The sequence below is a fragment of the Bradyrhizobium sp. USDA 3650 genome (genome assembly GCF_054057395.1).
In genome coordinates this window covers 6373568-6389984 of sequence record NZ_JBSRZG010000001.1, presented here as the reverse complement: position 1 = coordinate 6389984, position 16417 = coordinate 6373568, and the positions used below count along the sequence as shown (strand labels likewise).

The 16417-nt window shown below is 64.6% G+C and carries 16 protein-coding genes and 1 pseudogene; 7 read left to right on the top strand and 10 right to left on the bottom strand.

The features are described 5' to 3' along the window. Positions 1–59 precede the first annotated feature (59 nt). A pseudogene (locus ACVIN2_RS29960) lies at positions 60–900 on the top strand (hypothetical protein). A gap of 171 nt (positions 901–1071) precedes the next feature. Here ACVIN2_RS29960 and sseA read toward each other — a convergent pair. From sseA to ACVIN2_RS29945, 3 genes are all read right to left on the bottom strand, one after another. Next, the gene (gene sseA, locus ACVIN2_RS29955) at positions 1072–1929 is read right to left on the bottom strand and encodes a 3-mercaptopyruvate sulfurtransferase (protein WP_456768340.1); all 858 of its coding nucleotides are present in this window, start codon (positions 1927–1929) and stop codon (positions 1072–1074) included. 163 nt (positions 1930–2092) lie between these two features. Continuing rightward, entirely contained in the window at positions 2093–2506 is a 414-nt protein-coding gene (locus ACVIN2_RS29950; protein ID WP_456768339.1) for a rhodanese-like domain-containing protein, read from the bottom strand. Positions 2507–2551: 45 nt separating this feature from the next. Further along, entirely contained in the window at positions 2552–3727 is a 1176-nt protein-coding gene (locus ACVIN2_RS29945; RefSeq protein ID WP_456768338.1) for a vWA domain-containing protein, read from the bottom strand. A gap of 123 nt (positions 3728–3850) precedes the next feature. Here ACVIN2_RS29945 and ACVIN2_RS29940 point away from each other — a divergent pair, with 123 nt between their 5' ends. Next, the gene (locus ACVIN2_RS29940) at positions 3851–4096 is read left to right on the top strand and encodes a GlsB/YeaQ/YmgE family stress response membrane protein (protein ID WP_456768337.1); all 246 of its coding nucleotides are present in this window, start codon (positions 3851–3853) and stop codon (positions 4094–4096) included. Between the two features lie 93 nt (positions 4097–4189). Further along, positions 4190–5032, top strand: coding sequence for an AAA family ATPase (locus tag ACVIN2_RS29935; protein ID WP_007600695.1), 843 nt, complete (start codon positions 4190–4192; stop codon positions 5030–5032). Between the two features lie 467 nt (positions 5033–5499). Here the strand turns inward: ACVIN2_RS29935 and ACVIN2_RS29930 are convergent, their stop codons facing one another. The 4 genes from ACVIN2_RS29930 to ACVIN2_RS29915 form a co-directional block, all read right to left on the bottom strand. Beyond that, positions 5500–7146 (bottom strand): GMC family oxidoreductase, encoded by a 1647-nt coding sequence (locus tag ACVIN2_RS29930; protein WP_456768336.1) that lies wholly within the window; start codon positions 7144–7146, stop codon positions 5500–5502. A 16-nt stretch (positions 7147–7162) separates the two neighbouring features. After that, positions 7163–7756 (bottom strand): GNAT family N-acetyltransferase, encoded by a 594-nt coding sequence (locus ACVIN2_RS29925; protein ID WP_456768335.1) that lies wholly within the window; start codon positions 7754–7756, stop codon positions 7163–7165. Positions 7757–7955: 199 nt separating this feature from the next. Then, on the bottom strand, positions 7956–8882 hold the full coding sequence (locus tag ACVIN2_RS29920) for an SMP-30/gluconolactonase/LRE family protein (protein ID WP_456768334.1): 927 nt from the start codon (positions 8880–8882) through the stop codon (positions 7956–7958). A 133-nt stretch (positions 8883–9015) separates the two neighbouring features. Next, the gene (locus ACVIN2_RS29915) at positions 9016–9849 is read right to left on the bottom strand and encodes a GyrI-like domain-containing protein (protein ID WP_456768333.1); all 834 of its coding nucleotides are present in this window, start codon (positions 9847–9849) and stop codon (positions 9016–9018) included. 177 nt (positions 9850–10026) lie between these two features. Between ACVIN2_RS29915 and ACVIN2_RS29910 the strand changes: the two genes are divergently transcribed. Then, positions 10027–11130, top strand: a complete 1104-nt coding sequence (locus tag ACVIN2_RS29910) for a mandelate racemase/muconate lactonizing enzyme family protein (RefSeq protein WP_456768332.1) — start codon at positions 10027–10029, stop codon at positions 11128–11130. Positions 11131–11139: 9 nt separating this feature from the next. Here ACVIN2_RS29910 and ACVIN2_RS29905 read toward each other — a convergent pair whose 3' ends face one another. Beyond that, positions 11140–11496: a hypothetical protein gene (locus ACVIN2_RS29905; protein ID WP_456768331.1), complete on the bottom strand. Its 357-nt coding sequence runs from the start codon at positions 11494–11496 to the stop codon at positions 11140–11142. Between the two features lie 181 nt (positions 11497–11677). Here ACVIN2_RS29905 and ACVIN2_RS29900 point away from each other — a divergent pair, with 181 nt between their 5' ends. Beyond that, positions 11678–11902, top strand: a complete 225-nt coding sequence (locus ACVIN2_RS29900) for a hypothetical protein (RefSeq protein WP_007595594.1) — start codon at positions 11678–11680, stop codon at positions 11900–11902. Positions 11903–12181: 279 nt separating this feature from the next. Here the strand turns inward: ACVIN2_RS29900 and ACVIN2_RS29895 are convergent, their stop codons facing one another. Continuing rightward, entirely contained in the window at positions 12182–12838 is a 657-nt protein-coding gene (locus ACVIN2_RS29895) for a glutathione S-transferase family protein (RefSeq protein ID WP_456768330.1), read from the bottom strand. A 168-nt stretch (positions 12839–13006) separates the two neighbouring features. Between ACVIN2_RS29895 and ACVIN2_RS29890 the strand changes: the two genes are divergently transcribed. Together ACVIN2_RS29890 and ACVIN2_RS29885 are read left to right on the top strand one after the other, a co-directional pair. Then, positions 13007–14230, top strand: a complete 1224-nt coding sequence (locus tag ACVIN2_RS29890) for a polyhydroxyalkanoate depolymerase (protein WP_027519727.1) — start codon at positions 13007–13009, stop codon at positions 14228–14230. A 114-nt stretch (positions 14231–14344) separates the two neighbouring features. After that, positions 14345–15268: a catalase family peroxidase gene (locus tag ACVIN2_RS29885; RefSeq protein ID WP_456768329.1), complete on the top strand. Its 924-nt coding sequence runs from the start codon at positions 14345–14347 to the stop codon at positions 15266–15268. Positions 15269–15270: 2 nt separating this feature from the next. Here the strand turns inward: ACVIN2_RS29885 and ACVIN2_RS29880 are convergent, their stop codons facing one another. Next, on the bottom strand, positions 15271–16197 hold the full coding sequence (locus ACVIN2_RS29880) for a helix-turn-helix domain-containing protein (protein WP_456768328.1): 927 nt from the start codon (positions 16195–16197) through the stop codon (positions 15271–15273). Between the last annotated feature and the right edge of the window lie 220 nt (positions 16198–16417).

The following is a 16417-nucleotide window of genomic DNA, read 5'->3' as shown; positions in this document are numbered from 1 at the left end:
GCTTCGATCCCCGCGTGGCGAACGCGGCAAGCAGTACCGTCACCGCGTTCAGATGGCTCATGGGCCCTGGCCACTTCGCCGCCGGGGCGGAAATTCGCAATCCCTCGATGCTTCCCGGCTTTCGCTTTCTGTTTGCCGCGATCCTGCTGTCAGCCTCCATCCTGGTATTCGGCCTGGGCGCCGCCGCGCTGCTGCGGGGCGAGCCACGAGCAGTATGTCAGCAACCCCTCCTGGCGGAATGGTCCGCAGGAGCAGGTGTTTGCACAAGCTCCCGAGCCGGCCCAGCCGGTGCTCGCGGTCCTGCGCGCCGAGCCGGAAGCAGCCACCGATCCGACACCATCGCTGCGCGATCAAGTCCCGACCATCGCGCTGCCGATGAGCGAGCCCGAACAAGTGGTCGCGCTGACGACTGAGACCGACGGTCAGCCGCAGGCCGCTGCACCTCCGGCCGACGTCCCGGCCGAACCGGCCAATGTCGAGGCCGAGACCAGGGCCGAGAGGACGACGGACGCCGCGGCGCCGGCCTCAAGCAACACGCTTACTCCGGCCGACGCCAGCGCATTCATCGCAGAGACCAAGCCGGTTTCGATTGCTCTCACGAACAAACCAGCACCTGCCGCCCCCAGCGGAGCCTCGGCTTCGTCCACGTTCGACATGGCGAGCGCGAAGTTCGCCGCATTGAACGACCCGGCGACCACGGCCTGGAAGGATCCGCCGGCGAAGGCCAAGGCCGACTCTAAGGCCGACAGCAGTTCGCAGGAGAAGGCGACCAAGCCGCGGGCGCATCGCGTGAAGAAGCGCCGCCGCATTGTCCGGCGTCCGCCGCCGCCGGTTCAGCAACTCGATCCGTTCGGGCAGCCGCAACCCACGCTCGCCGCAACGATGCCCCGAGCGCGCTGACCCCTCTTCACCTCTCCCCGCTTGCGGGGAGAGGTCGGAATTCGCGCGCAGCGCGGATTCCGGGTGAGGGGGTTACAGGTCCCTCGAGAATGTCATGGTGTGGAGAGAAGCCCCTCACCCCAACCCTCTCCCCGCAAGAGCGGGGCGAGGGAGCGCACCGTCCTCGCGGCTTTACGCCGGCCCCGTCGCGACCGGCGGTCCCTTTTCCTGCCCCCATTCCGACCATGAGCCGTCGTAAAGCGCGGTGTCGGTGATGCCGAGGCGATAGAGCGCCAGCGTCAGCACGCCGGCAGAGACCCCGGAGCCGCAGCTCGTCACGATCGGCGCATCGAGCCTGACGCCGGCGTTGGTGAAGGCAGCGCGGAGATCATCGAGCGGCTTCATCGTGCCGGTCGCGGCGTCGAACAGGAGATTGTAGGGTACGTTGCGCGCGCCCGGGATATGGCCGGAGCGGATGCCCGCGCGCGGCTCCGGCGCCCGTCCCTCGAACCGGTCGGCGGCGCGGGCGTCGATCACCTGCTCGGCCTGGCTTTCGACGTTGGCGATCAATTGCTGCATGCTGCGCACGCGCTTGGAATCGTAGCTCGCCTTGAATGTCGCGGGCTTCGGCTTCGCCTCGCCGCTCTCGACCGGACGCCCCTCGGCGCGCCACTTCTTCAGGCCGCCATTGAGGATGCGCACATTGCCGTGGCCGAAAGCCAGGAACATCCACCACGCGCGGGGAGCGGCGACCCAGCCGCCGGCATCGTAGATCACGACGGTGTCGGCATTGGAGATGCCGAGACGACCGACGTCGCGGCCGAACTGCTCGGCGCTCGGATACATGTGCGGCAGCGGGTTGGAATGGTCCGAGACCGCGTCGACGTCGAAGAACACCGCGCCCGGCAGATGCGCGGCGAGGTAATCATCCTTCGGCAGCGGCAGCACGCCCGGCAGCTTGAAGCTGGCGTCGAGCACCTTGACGTTGGCATCGTTGATGTGGGCGGCGAGCCATTCGGTGGAGACGAGGGGATCAGTGGGGGTGGTCATTAGGGTGCTCCGGCGGTTGTCCCAGTCGTCATGGCCGGGCTTGTCCCGGCCATCCACGTTCTTCTTGCGGCGAAGACGTGGATGCCCGGGTCATCTAGCGCGAAGACGCGCTTCGCGCTTTTGCCCGGGCATGACGGAGTGTGTGGCGAGAGAGGTATTCACCTCACCCCTTCTTCTTCGGCTCCCACTGCTCGACGGGGCCGCCGGCGTCGCGCCAGGCGGCGTAGCCGCCGGCGATGTGGGCGACGGGCTTGAGGCCCATGTCCTGCGCGGTCTTGGCAGCGAGCGCAGAGCGCAAGCCGCCGGCGCAGTGGAAGACGAACTTCTTGTCCTCCTGGAACACCGGCTTGGCATACGGGCTCTGCGGATCGATCCAGAATTCGAGCATGCCGCGCGTGCAGGCGAACGCGCCGGGGATGCGGCCGTCGCGCTTGATCTCGCGGGGATCGCGGATGTCGACGATGACGACGTCGCCGTTCTTGGAGATCTCGATGGCGTCCTTGGCGGTGAGCGTCTCGATCTCGGCATTGGCCTCGTCGATCAGCGCCTTGATGCCGCGGGTGATGGTCTGGGGCACGTGGTTCTCCCTCTTGTTGTCATTCCGGGGCGCGCGGAGCGCGAGCTAGTGCGTCAATTCCTTCATCGCACCCTCGAGCCCCTCGATCGTGATCGGGTACATGCGGTTGGCGAAGATGCGTTTGATGATGGTGGTGGATTCCGAATAGTCCCAGTGCTTCTGCTGCACGGGATTGAGCCACACCGAATGCGGATAGGTGCGGATGATGCGGTCGAGCCAGACCGAGCCGGGCTCCTCGTTGACGTGCTCGACCGAGCCGCCGGGCACCATGATCTCGTAAGGGCTCATCGAGGCGTCGCCGACGAACACGATCTTGTAGTCGTGCGGGTATTTGTGCAGCACGTCCCAGGTCGGGGTGCGGTCGGTGAAGCGGCGCTTGTTCTGCTTCCACACGCCCTCATAGAGGCAATTGTGGAAGTAGAAATACTCCATATGCTTGAACTCGCTCTTCGCGGCCGAGAACAACTCCTCGACCTGCTCGATATGCGCGTCCATCGAGCCGCCGATGTCGAAGAACACCAGCAGCTTCACCGCGTTGCGTCGCTCGGGCCGCATGTGCACGTCGAGATAGCCGTGATTGGCGGTCTCGCGGATGGTGGTGTCGAGATCGAGCTCGTCAGGCCCGCCGGTGCGCGCGAACTTGCGCAGGCGGCGCAATGCCACCTTGATGTTGCGGATGCCGAGCTCGACATTGCCGTCCAAATCTTTGAACTCGCGCTTGTCCCACACCTTCACGGCGCGGTTGTTGCGGTTCTTGTCCTGGCCGATGCGAATGCCTTCGGGATTGTAGCCATGGGCGCCGAACGGCGAGGTGCCGGCCGTGCCGATCCACTTGCTTCCGCCCTGATGGCGGCCCTTCTGCTCCTCGAGGCGCTTCTTCAGGGTCTCCATGAGCTTGTCCCAGCCCATGGCCTCGATCTGCTTCTTCTCTTCGTCGGTCAGGTATTTCTCGGCGAGCTTCTTCAGCCACTCCTCGGGGATCTCGGCCCCCTCCATGGCGTCGAGCAGGCTTTCCAGCCCCTTGAAGACGGTGCCGAAGACGCGGTCGAACTTGTCGAGGTTGCGCTCGTCCTTCACCAGCGAGGTGCGCGAGAGATAGTAGAAATTCTCGACCGAGTAGTCCGCGAGGTCGGCGTCGAGCGCCTCCATCAGCGTGAGGTATTCGCGCAGCGTCACGGGGACCTGCGCATCGCGCAGAGAAGTGAAGAATTGCAGGAACATGGGTAACAGATCGCCCGTCGGGGGGAGAACGTCAAGGGGCGGAGGCCACGGCTCTGCGCTGGACCGGGAGGCTTTTTGCTCTAGAATTGGCGGTCTCACGGGGTTGTTTTGGGGACGTTTGCAATGGGAATTCTCGCAGCGCTCATCATTGGCGCGATCGCAGGCTGGCTTGCCGGCAAGATTGTCCCTGGGGCGGGATTTGGGCTGATCGGCAACATCGTCGTCGGCGTCATCGGTGCGCTCGTGGCGAGCTGGATTCTGCCTCAGCTGCATATCCAGCTCGCAACCGGCACGGTCGGGGCCATCGTGGATGCCACGATCGGCGCGGTGATTGTGCTCGTCATCCTTTCGCTGATAAAACGGGTCTGAAAGCCTGACCGAACCAGGAACGGCCGCCACGCGCGGCCGTTCCCATGTCGCGACCGGAGCCATGTCTCGGCCGGCGACCAACAAGGACGCGCAATGAAATTTACCGGCACCAAGGACTATGTTGCGACCGACGATCTCAAGGTCGCCGTCAATGCCTCGATCGTGCTGGAGCGCCCGCTGCTCATCAAGGGCGAGCCCGGCACCGGCAAGACGGTGCTGGCGGAGGAAGTGGCGAAGGCGCTGAACGCTCCGCTTCTGACCTGGCACATCAAGTCCACCACCAAGGCGCAGCAGGGCCTCTACGAATACGATGCGGTCTCGCGCCTGCGCGACAGCCAGCTGGGCGATGCGCGCGTGTCCGACATCAAGAACTACATCAAGCGCGGCAAGCTGTGGGATGCCTTCACCGCCGAGCAGCGCCCGGTGCTGCTGATCGACGAGATCGACAAGGCCGACATCGAATTCCCGAACGATCTTTTGCTCGAGCTCGACCGCATGGAATTCCATGTCTACGAGACCGGTGAGACGATCAAGGCCAAGCAGCGCCCGATCATGATGATCACCTCCAACAACGAGAAGGAGCTGCCGGACGCTTTCCTGCGCCGCTGCTTCTTCCACTACATCAAGTTCCCCGATGCCGACACCATGACCCGGATCGTCGACGTCCACTTCCCCGGCATCAAGAAGCGGCTGGTCGAGGAAGCCTTGCGCATCTTCTTCGAGGTCCGCGAGGTGCCCGGGTTGAAGAAGAAGCCCTCCACCTCGGAGCTCCTGGACTGGCTCAAACTGCTGCTCAACGAAGACATGAGCGTCGAGCAGCTGCGCGAACGCGACCCGCGCAAGCTGATCCCGCCGTTGCACGGTGCGCTGCTCAAGAACGAGCAAGATGTGCATTTGTTTGAACGGCTGGCGTTCCTGAGCCGACGGGAAGTATAGGCGCTAGCCCAATCCGCATTGCGGGCGAGCCATCGGACAATCAACCGGTGTCGTCCTGGCGAAGGCCAGGACCCATACCGCGTGATCTATCGAAAAGACACCGGCGCATGTACCGCCCACCACACCACTTCCTGGGGTAATGGGTCCTGGCTTTCGCCAGGACGACGGTGGAGAGACATTTCCTCAACCTTTCCGCATCGTCATTGCGAGCGCAGCAAAGCAATCCAGAATCCCTCCGCGGTGACAGACTGGATTGCTTCACTGCGCTCGCAATGACGGAGCAAGACAACGCGCTCAGGTGCCCCGGACGCGCTGCAGCGTGAAGCGCTGCTGCGCAGAGCCGGGACCTAAGAGGCGAACCAAGGTCGCGTGAGATGGGCCCTCCGGCTCTGCAGTGCACAGCTGCACCGGGCGCTGCTTCGCATCGCTGGGGAAGCGGTGCGCTGCGTCCGGGGCACGAGACCTTGCTACGCCACCGCCGCATCCGGCACGCGCGCGGCTTCCATTGGCTGCTTGCCGCGGATCAGGTCCGAGGCGCGGTCGGCGATCATCATGGTCGACGCATTCAAATTCGCCGAGATCATGCGCGGCATCACGGAGGCGTCGATGACGCGCAGGCCTTGCAACCCGTGGACGCGGAGCTGGTCGTCGACCACCGCCCAGGTCGAATCCGCCGGGCCCATGCGGCAGGTGCAGCCGGGGTGGAAGGTGGTGGTGCCGCGTTCGGTGGCGGCGGCCAAAAACTCGTCGTCGGTGTTGATGTCAGGACCCGGGAAATCCTCGTAGGCGTAATAGGGCGACAGCGGCGCACTCTTCAAAAGCCGGCGCGCCAGCTTCATGCCGCCGACGATGACGCGGCGGTCGAGCTCGGCGTCGAGATAATTGGTCTGGATGATCGGCGGCGCGAACGGATCAGACGAGCGGATTCGGACATAGCCGCGGCTCTCGGGGCGCTGCTGCCAGGAGGCCACCGTCATGCCGGGTTCGTCCTCGAGCTGGCCCTGTACGCCTTCCTTGTAGCTCGCCGGTGTGAAGGTGAGCTGCAAGTCGGAGCTGTCGGCGCTCTCGCCGGAATGCCAGAAGCAATAGACCATGGTCGGCGACAGCGACAGCAGGCCTTTGCGCGCGGTCGCCCATTTCATGGCCTCGACCCAGAGACGCCAGCCGCGACGAAGCTCGTTGATGGTCCTGATGTCTTTGACGCGCGCGACCGTTCGCGGGGCGTAATGATCCTGCAGGCCTTCGCCGACCGGAAGCGCGTGACGCACGGCGATGCCGTGGGCCTGCAACAGATCCGGCGAGCCGATGCCGGAGAGCTGCAAGAGCTGCGGCGAATTATAGGTGCCGCCGGAGAGGATCACTTCCTTGTTGGCGCGCACTTCCACCGGCGTTCCGCCAGAGCCGCCCTTCATGTAGCGCACGCCGACGGCGCGCTTGCCCTCGAAGATGATCTCGGTGGCGTGCGCGTGAGTGTGGACATGCACGTTCGGCCGCTTCATCGCGGGCTTGAGGAAAGCGGTGGCGCCGGAGACGCGCAAGCCCTTGTCGATGGTGCGCTGGCAATAGGAGACGCCTTCCTGCTTCGCACCGTTGTAATCGGTGTTGCGGGGGATGCCGAGCGAGACCGCGCCTTCCATGAAGGCTTCGCAGAGCGGATCGCGCCAGTTCATGGTGGTAACGGTGAGATTGCCGTCGCGGCCGCGGTAGACGTCCTCGCCCCCGCCGACGCGCTTCTCCAGCCGCCGGAAGTAGGGCAGCACGTCGGCATAGCCCCAGCCGCGATTGCCCATCTGGGCCCAGGTGTCGAAATCCATGCGCTGGCCGCGATTGTAGATATGGCCGTTGATCGAGGACGAGCCACCGAGCGTCTTGCCGCGCGGCGCGTAGATGCTGCGCCCGCCGGTCCAGGGCCCGACCTCCTGCTGGTAGGCCCAGTTGATGCTCTTCATGTGGAAGGTCTTGATGAAGCCGGCCGGCAGATGGATGTAGGGATGCCAGTCGCTCGGGCCCGCCTCGAGTACGCAAACGCTGGTAGCAGGGTCTTCGCTCAGCCGGCTGGTGAGCACGCAACCGGCGGAGCCCGCGCCGACGATCACATAATCAAATCTGTCCATGGTGCCTCGGCCGCCTCTAGCGCGGCTTGTCGTTGAGTTGATAATTCAAATGCATTCGCACGGTCGGCCATTCGGCCGCGGTGATGCTGTAGACCACGGTGTCGCGGAGCGTGCCGTTGGGCGCGACCTGGTGGCTGCGCAGGATGCCGTCCTGCTTGGCGCCCAGACGCTCGATGGCGCGGCGGCTCTGGTGATTGAAGAAGTGGGTGCGGAATTCCACCGCGATGCAGTCCAGGGTTTCGAAGGCGTGGGTGAGCAGCAGCAGCTTGCACTGCGTGTTGAGCGGGCCGCGCTGCGCGCTCTTGCCATACCAGGTCGAGCCGATCTCGACGCGACGGTTGGCGGCATCGATGTTCATGTAGGTCGTCATGCCCACGATCGTGCCGCTGCCATCGAACACGGTGAAGGGGAGCATCGAGCCCGCAGCCTGAAGACCGAGCCGGCGGTCGATTTCCTTGCCCATGTTGTCCGGCGTCGGAATCGCGGTGTACCAGATGGTGGAGAGCTCGCCGTCCTTCACGGCCTCGATCAGCCCCTCGCGGTGCTGATGCGACAACGGCTCCAGACCGGCATGCTGTCCGCGCAGGGTGATGGGATCAGGCCAGGGCATTGCGGGTCTCTCTCTGTTGTCATTGCTAGCGGAGCGAAGCAATCCAGGCAGTCAGCTCCTCATCCTGAGGAGCGCGGCACCGCGTCTCGAAGGATGAAGGCCCCGCTGGTGGCCTCGCCCTTCGAGACGCGCGCAAAGGGCGCGCTCCTCAGGGTGAGGGTCTGCCGGATTGCTTCGCTCCTCGCAATGACGGCTTGGCTCACTTGTTCAAAAAGTTCAACGGCAAACCGCCACGCGGCCAGTCCATGGCGATCAGTTCGCCCTTGCCTGAGAGCGTGATGTAGGCGGTCTTGAGCTCGGGGCCGCCGAAGGCGATGTTGGTGGTGACGCGGTCGCCGGTCGGGACCTGCTCGACCAAGATGCCATCGGGCGCGATCACCGAGATGCAACCGGAGACGAGGGTGGCGACGCAGACATTGCCGTTCGCTTCGACCGCCAGCGAGTCGAACATCTGGTAGCCGCCGAGGCCGCAGATCGGCTTTCCCCGCTCGCCGCGATAGATCACGTCGCGCGGCTTCAGCGTGCCGGGCGCGGAGAGCTCGTAGGCCCAGAGCCGGCCGGTGGGCGTCTCCGCGATGTAGACGGTGGCCTCGTCCGGCGACAGGCCGATGCCGTTTGCCGGCAACACGCCATGGACGATTTCGACGATCTCCTTCATGCCGGGCTTGAGATAATACATGCCGCCGACGTCCATCTCGCGCGCGCGGCGCTTGCCGAGATCGGAGAACCAGAGGCCGCCCTGCTTGTCGAACACCAGATCGTTCGGCCCGCGCAGATCGTGCTCGCCGCATTTCGTCACGACGGTCTCGATCTTGCCCGATTGGAGATCGACGCGCTGGATCGAGCCGCCGAGATAATCGTCGGGCTGCGGACCCGGCATGATCATGTTGCGGGTCGGGATCCAGGAGAAGCCGCCATTGTTGCAAATGTAGATCTTGCCGTCGGGGCCGAGGGCTGCGCCGTTCGGGCCGCCCGGAATCTTCGCGACGATCTCCTTGCGGCCGTCGGGATGGATTCGGGTCAGGCGCTGGCCGCGGATTTCCACCAGCACCACCGAGCCGTCCGGCATCACGACCGGCCCTTCGGGAAATTCGAGGTCGGTGGCGAGAACGCGGACGTTGGACATGGGGGACCCTCCCGGCTGCTTGTTATGACTTGCACGGGATGTCCGTAACGGCCCCACACGCAAGATTGCCTGCGGTTATGACAAAGTCGCCGGGGCTTGCCAAGCAAGCGGGATGGTATGCCAGCGTTGCGCGCTAATCGCGCACGGGTATCCAAATCTCCAGGCCGCCATTGCCGGTGGCGGAATCGAATTTCTCGTCGTAGCATTCGAAGTTCGGCGCATCGGCAGCCTTCAGGCCGGAGGCCGGCAGCCACTGATTCCAGATCGCGTTGACGGTGCGTCTGATCGAGGCGACGTGGTCGGCGTGGGTGAACACCGCATAGCGCTGCTCGGGGATACGGATACGGCCGAAGCGGCGGGGCAGCTCGGAGAAATCGCCCACCTCGACGCCGGCAATGTAGTCGAAATTCCCAGCATCGTCGCCGTTGCAGCAGACGCCATAGGCGACCGGTCCAACGCGCGCGGGAATGTCGGCGACCTCCTGGTGGAAGCGCTGCCACAGTCCAGGAATGGCCGCGCCGTTGTCGCAGGAGATGCGCTCATTGATGCCTGCGACGAGGAAGGCCTTTGTGGTTTCGAAGCGCGGGGCGGCGAGTTTGTCTGCGATGGTTGAATCCATGAGGATCGGCTCCTGAAGCTCGAGATGGCCGGTGCATTGCGCGGCGCGCACCGCTTCGGGCGTGGTGCCGAACTGGTCGCGGAACGCGCGAGTGAATGCTTCGTGCGAGCCGTAATCCGCCTCCAGCGCCAGCGAGAGGATGTCCGGCGCGCCGTTCGCAAGGCTGCGCGCCGCTTCGCTCAGCCGCCGCGCACGCACGTACCGCATCACCGGCACGCCGGTGGCTGCGGCAAACGCGCGCACGATGTGGAACCGCGACACGCCCGATATCGCAGCGATCTCGTCGAGCGTCATCGGCTCGGCCAGATGGCTCTCGACGTACCAGAGCGCGCGCTGGGCTGGGTTCATGGCGTTTCTCGTTCGAAGCGCGACCATGATGCACGGAAGTCCGCGGGCTTCGCTTGATCGGCGTTGCGGTCCCGCAAGAGGATAACGCCGGATCAGCCACTGGCAACCTCCGGGCGTTCATGGCTACACTCGGGACGTCCTTGAAACCGCTCACGAGAAAGCTGGAGGAACCGCGTCATGAAGATCACCGATGTGCGGGCGCACCATATCCGCATCCCCTATGACGCCGGTGTCGCGAGCTTCCGTCAGGGCGCCTCCGCCATCACCGCCCTCGACATGGTGATGGTCGAGGTCAGCACCGACGCCGGGCTGACCGGCTGGGGCGATGCCTTCGCCTATGTCTGCCCGCGCACCACGCGCAGTGCCGTCGAGGAAATGATCGCACCGCAGGCCCGTGGGCTGGAGGTTCCCGATGCCGCCGGCATTCCTGCGGTGATGGAGCAGATCCAGCGTAATCTGCATCTGTTCGGGCGTTACGGCATCACCATGTTCGCGATCTCCGGGCTCGACATCGCGCTGTGGGACCTCGCCGCCAAGATCAAGAGCGTGCCGCTGCACCGCCTGCTCGGCGGCACCCGGCGCCCGGCCATTCCGGCCTATGCGAGCCTGTTGCGGATCGGCTCGCCCGACAATATCGCCGCCGAATGCAAGAAGGCGCTCGCGCTCGGCTACGGCGCCATCAAGCTGCACGAGACCACGGCGCCGGCGGTGTTTGCCGCACGCGCGGCGATCGGACCCGGCATTCCGCTGATGGTGGACATGAACTGCCCGCTGTCAGGCGAAGAGGCGATCGCGTTCGCCAGGACATGCCGGGACGCGCAGCCGATGTTCCTGGAGGAGCCGGTCTGGCCGCCGGAGGATTTTGCGGCGCTCGCCGAGGTCCGCAGCAAGGGCGGGCTCGGCGTCGCCGCCGGCGAGAACGCCTGCACGGAATATCAATTCCGCCAGATGATGGATGCGGGCGCGGTCAGCCACGCCCAGCCGTCGGTGACCAAGGTCGGCGGCATCACGGAATTCCTGAAGGTTGCGGCGCTCGCAGATTGGCTCGGCGTCAAGATCGTTCCGCACTCCCCGTATTTCGGCCCCGGCCTGCTGGCGACCTTGCATCTGCTGGCGGGGCGCGACGACGGCTTGGTCGAGATGTTTTACCTGAAGCGCGAGGCCTGCCTCTGGGGCGGCCGCGCCGATGTCGATGCCACCGGCCATGTCGCGGTGCCGACCGGACCTGGGCTCGGCTATGAGCCCGACCGCAGCGTGATGGAGCGATATCGCGTCGCCTGAGCACGGCGCCTATTTCGCCGCATCCTTCGGCGGCGGCGCATCCTGTTTCTTCTTCACATCCTCCGCGGTCTTCGCCTGCGCGGCTTGGAGATCGCCGAGCATCTTCTGCAAGCCGGCCACGGTCGTCTTCAACGCATCGATCTGGCGAGCCGCGGCGTCCAGCTTTTGCTGGTGATCGAGGTTCAGCTTGGTGATCGTCTTCTGCAGGAAATCGACGTTGCTCTGGAGGCAGCTGGTGCGGCGCTCCATGGTCTTCTCGACGGTGCAGATCTCGATGCCGGGCACGTCCTGCGCGCGGACCGGCGCGATCGCCAGCGTGGCGAGCAGCAACATCGCAAAACAAACGCCGGTGCTTCGAAGCAGCATGCAGGTTCCTCGTCAAATCAATCACGGCAATGTGCGCTTTTTGCACGTAGCCTGTCGAGGCTACCACACTGGCACCGCATTCTCGCGTTGAGCTTGCAGCTGTTCCCTCGGACGGGGAGCGATGATCTGCACGCGGAGGAAATGGGCGCTCCTTCCGCGGCTTTGTTTAGGGGAGTTTTTGATGGCAACGCGCGACAGACGACTGGCGGAATTCGACGGCGCCGGAGAACCGCCGCCTGGCCTTGCAGTCGAAGTGCTGTGCGAGGACCACAGCGGGACTTATCAGCTGCCGTTCGCCTGCCGCTATGTCGAGGGACGCTGGCAGAACCACACGGCCGGTGTCGCGGTCGAAGCTACCGTCATCGGCTGGCGCGTCCCACGCATGAAGCATTCGGGCGTGGCCTGAGCACTGATTTCTGTCTCAAAATGCAACGGGGCCGCGTCCCGGCTTAACCTTCGGAACGCGGCCCGAACGAATCACGTCCGAATCAGCCGTAGGGCCCCGTACGCGCCTGTTCACGGCTAGATGTCGCAACCAGCCAGCGCGCGCACACAATATCTGCGCAGCGCGTGAGCCAGCCCAGCCGGCCACGGGCGTCAAAAGTTAACGGCTTCAATGACATGACTGCGGGGGTGCGGCGGTTGGATGCTCGCTCCCAAAACAGGCAGATGGCGCCCGGCCTGCCTAATATTCGACCTCGAGCTCCTCGATCTCAGCCGGCTCGTCCTTTGCCGCCGCGATCCATTCCTTCATCTCCGGCATGGCCATGATGGTATCAGCATAGGCCTGAAGCTGCGGCTCGAGCTTGACGTTGTAGGTCACGAAGCGCGTCACCACCGGGGCGTACATCGCATCAGCCATGGTGCGGGTCTCGCCGAACAGGAAGGGCCCGCCCGATTTGTCCAGGCAGTCGCGCCAGATCGCCCAGACGCGATCGATGTCAGCCTGCGCGCGCGACCAGATCTTGAAGCCGGGGAAGTGGCCCTTCAGGTTGACGGGCAGCGAGGCGCGCAAGGTGGTGAAGCCGGAATGGATTTCACCGCAGATCGAGCGGCAATGCGCGCGCTGGACGCGATCCGCGGGCAACAGCCCGGCATCCGGCATCGCCTCGTTGAGATATTCGGCGATCGCCAGCGTATCCCAGACGATCGCGCCGTCGTGCCGCAGGCACGGCACCAGGATCGACGACGACAACAGCAGGATTTCGGCGCGCACCGACGCGTCGTCCGGTGCGGTGACGATCTCCTCGAAATCGAGCCCGGAAAATTTCGTCAGCAGCCAGCCACGCAGCGACCAGGACGAATAGTTCTTGCTGCTGATGGTCAGTGTCGCCTTCGCCATATGGCCTTCCCTCACGCCTGTGACTTGCACCCGCCCGGACTCCGGAGTGCGCACCGCCTGTGCTTCCCGCGAAAAGAGCAGCAAGCGACGTGCCAATCTCGAGGACAGCCCATCTCCGGTTTGGCTCCGATATTGCATAGCAGCACGGGGACAGGTGGGCGTTTCAGTATGATGTCGATGTATTATCAGGCCTTTCAGAACCATATGGACCTGACGGCGCCGTGGCGGTCGGGAGCCTCCTCCGCGCTCAAATTCCTCAATCTGGTGCCGCAGGGCTTGTCGGATCAGGTCGTCGGCCGTCTCTCGGCCGCGCTGGAGCTGATCTCCCGCTCCACCCTCACCTACCACCGCCCCGCCTACGGCATCGACAGCGTCATGGTCGGCAATCGCGAGGTCGCCGTGACCGAGGAGATCGCTTACGCGACCCCGTTCGGCTCGCTGTTGCGTTTCAAGAAGGAGGGCGTGGGCGAGCAGCCGCGCATGCTGCTGGTGGCGCCGATGTCCGGCCATTTCGCGACACTGCTGCGCGGCACCGTGAAGACGCTGCTGCAGGATCACGACGTCTACATCACCGATTGGCACAATCCGCGCGACATTCCCCGCAGCGAGGGCCGTTTCGGGCTCGACGACTACACCGAGCATCTCATCGACTTCCTCGGCCAATTGGGCCCGCGCCCGCATATGGTCGCGATCTGCCAGCCCTCGGTCTCGGCGCTCGCGGCCGCCGCGATCATGTGCGAGGGCAACCACCCTTCGCGGCCGGCGACGCTGACGCTGATGGCCGGGCCGATCGACACGCGCATCCTACCGACCAGGGTCAACGAATTCGCTAAGAGCAGGCCGATCGATTGGTTCGAGCAGAACCTGATCAACTACGTGCCGATGCAGTGCCGCGGCGCGCTGCGGAAAGTCTATCCCGGCTTCGTGCAGCTCACCGCCTTCGTCTCGATGAATCTCGAGCGCCACATCAAGCAGCACATCGATCTCGCCGATCACATCGCCAAGGGCGAGAAGGAGAAGGCGGCCAGCATCAAGACCTTCTACGACGAATATTTCGCCGTGATGGACCTGCCGGCGGAATTCTACATCGAGACCGTGCGCGACGTGTTCCAGGAGCATCTTCTGCCCCAGGGCAAGCTGATGCATCGGGGACGTCCGGTGGACACCAAGGCCGTCAGCCGCATGGGGCTGATGACGGTCGAGGGCGAGAAGGACGACATCTGCTCGATCGGCCAGACGCTGGCCGCGCAAGACCTCTGCACCGGCGTGCGCGCCTATCGCCGCGTCCACCACATGCAGGCCGGCGTCGGCCATTACGGCGTGTTCTCGGGCAAGCGCTGGAACAACGAAATCTATCCGCTGCTGCGGGATTTCGTGCACGTGAACTCCTAAAGCCGCGCCACATTTCTTCAGCAGGATCGGACAAGGCAGCGCGGCTTTGGGAAAGACGCCGGCGCTGCACCAGCCCTAACACACGGACATGCCGCTCGCGCCGGAGGCCAAGCCATGTCCGAACTCCCCCTCGCTGTAACACCCGCCGCGATCGTCGATGCATTGAAGGCGGTCGCAGGCAATCCGCCAAAGGTGCGTGCGAGCTTCGCCAAGGGTCGATGCGTGCGCGGGACCTATGCCCCGTCCGACCGCGCCGCAGAGATCACGCGATCGCTGAGCTTCACCAAGCCCTCGCGCGTGCTGGCGCGCTTCTCCGTTGGCGGAGGCAATCCTGGGGTGACCGACACCAACGACCTCGTGCTGCGTGGCTTCAGCTTCAGGCTTGGCGACGACGCGCATCGCTCGGACATCCTGTTGGAAAGCGCTCCGGTGCATTTTGCGCGGACACTCGACCAGATGCTCGCCTTTCTCGAGGCGCGCATTCCGGGCGCGGACGGCGAGCCTGACATCGAGAAGGTCCGGGCTTTTTCCGCGGCCAATCCTGAAACGCTGAACCAGGCGAATTACATCGCGGCACACCGGCTGCCCGGCAGTTTTGCCGGCACGACCTATTGGGGCGTGCACGCCTTTCCCGCGACGAACGCGAACGGCGAGACCCGCTTCATCAAGTTCAAGGTCGCGCCTGTCGGCGGCGACGTCACCTTGAGCGAGGACGAAGCGAGGGCGAAGTCGGCCGATTTCCTGCATGACGATCTTGCGCGGAGGATCGCAGCCGGCGATGTCCGCTTCAACGTGATGGCCTTGCTCGACTGTCCCGGCGATCCCACCATGGACGTGACCCTGCGATGGCCGGACGAGGACAACCGTGAACAGGTGCGGCTCGGGACCATCGTCATCACCAGCCTCGAGGCCGATGAGGCCTGCGACGGCTCCATCTTCAATCCGGTCAATCTTGCCGACGGCATCCGCCATCCGCCGGACGAGATCTTTGCGGCGCGCCGCACGGCCTACACGATCTCGCTGGCGAAGCGCCGGTAAATCTAAGCCTTGTCCCGTCCGCCATCCGTTTCGCGGCGCCACGCGCCCGGACTGACGCCGACGATGGACGAGAACACGCGGGTGAAATGGCTCTGATTGGCAAATCCGGCCGAGATGGCAATCTCGGACAACGGCAGGTCGCGGACCGACATCAGTTGCTTGGCCGCCTTGACGCGCTGCTGGAGCAGCCATTGATGCGGCGGCAGGCCGGTGGAGATCCGGAATGCGCGTGAGAAGTGGCTGACTGACAGGCCAAGCTCGGTTGCGATCAGCTGTAGCGCGATCTTGCCCGAGAGATCGGAATCGAGCCGGTCACATGCACGCTTCACCTGCCATGGCGCGAGACCGCCGCGGCTGGGTTCTGCGGCTGGCTTCAGCCCACCATAGGTCTGGGCCACATGGGCGGTGAGCGCGAGCATCATGTGATCGACGAAAAGCTGGTTGGTCTCGTCGGGCCGACGCAGTCCGTGCTGCAACGAGGCGCCAACATGTCGAACGACCGCGTCGTCATGACCGACACCGGGCTCGTAGCTGAGCTCGCCAACCCGCGGCCCGCCCGGATGCATGGCAACACCGTTGAGCGCCGAGCGCGGCAAATAGAAGAAGAGCGAGTGAAACGGCTTGTCGATCACATAGCGCGGGTCGCGCTTGAGGTCGTACAGATAGGTCGCACCTGCGCGAACATCCGCCTTGGTGACACAGCGGCCCTCCTCCCAGCATTCGCAATCCGGATAGTCGCGGAGTTTCAGGCTGAGGAGATAGGCATCTTCCGCAGCCAGCGAGCCGGAAATATCCGGTGTCGGATCGTCGTTGCGGACTTCGGTGACCGCGAGCTCGGCGCTGTGCAGCGAACGCGTGATCAGGACCGGTGCTTGCTCCGAGCGAAGGCCCTGCCCGAGCCTCTGCCCGTAGACGCCTGCTTGTGTCATTTCAGTAAATCCATCCGTAAAGGCACGTCTTCGCCGGCCTTCCCGAGATCCGCGCATTATCGGAGATCGCCGGCCGACGGTCCAGCTGCAGCGCATAACACGAAGCTGCTGCGGTCGGCCGTCGCACCGGGTCGCGACGCGATGATTTCATTGTGATTTCAGCGTGATGTCACAGGCCGGGCTGGGCGAAGGACAACACCGTTGACCTGCCCGACAGATT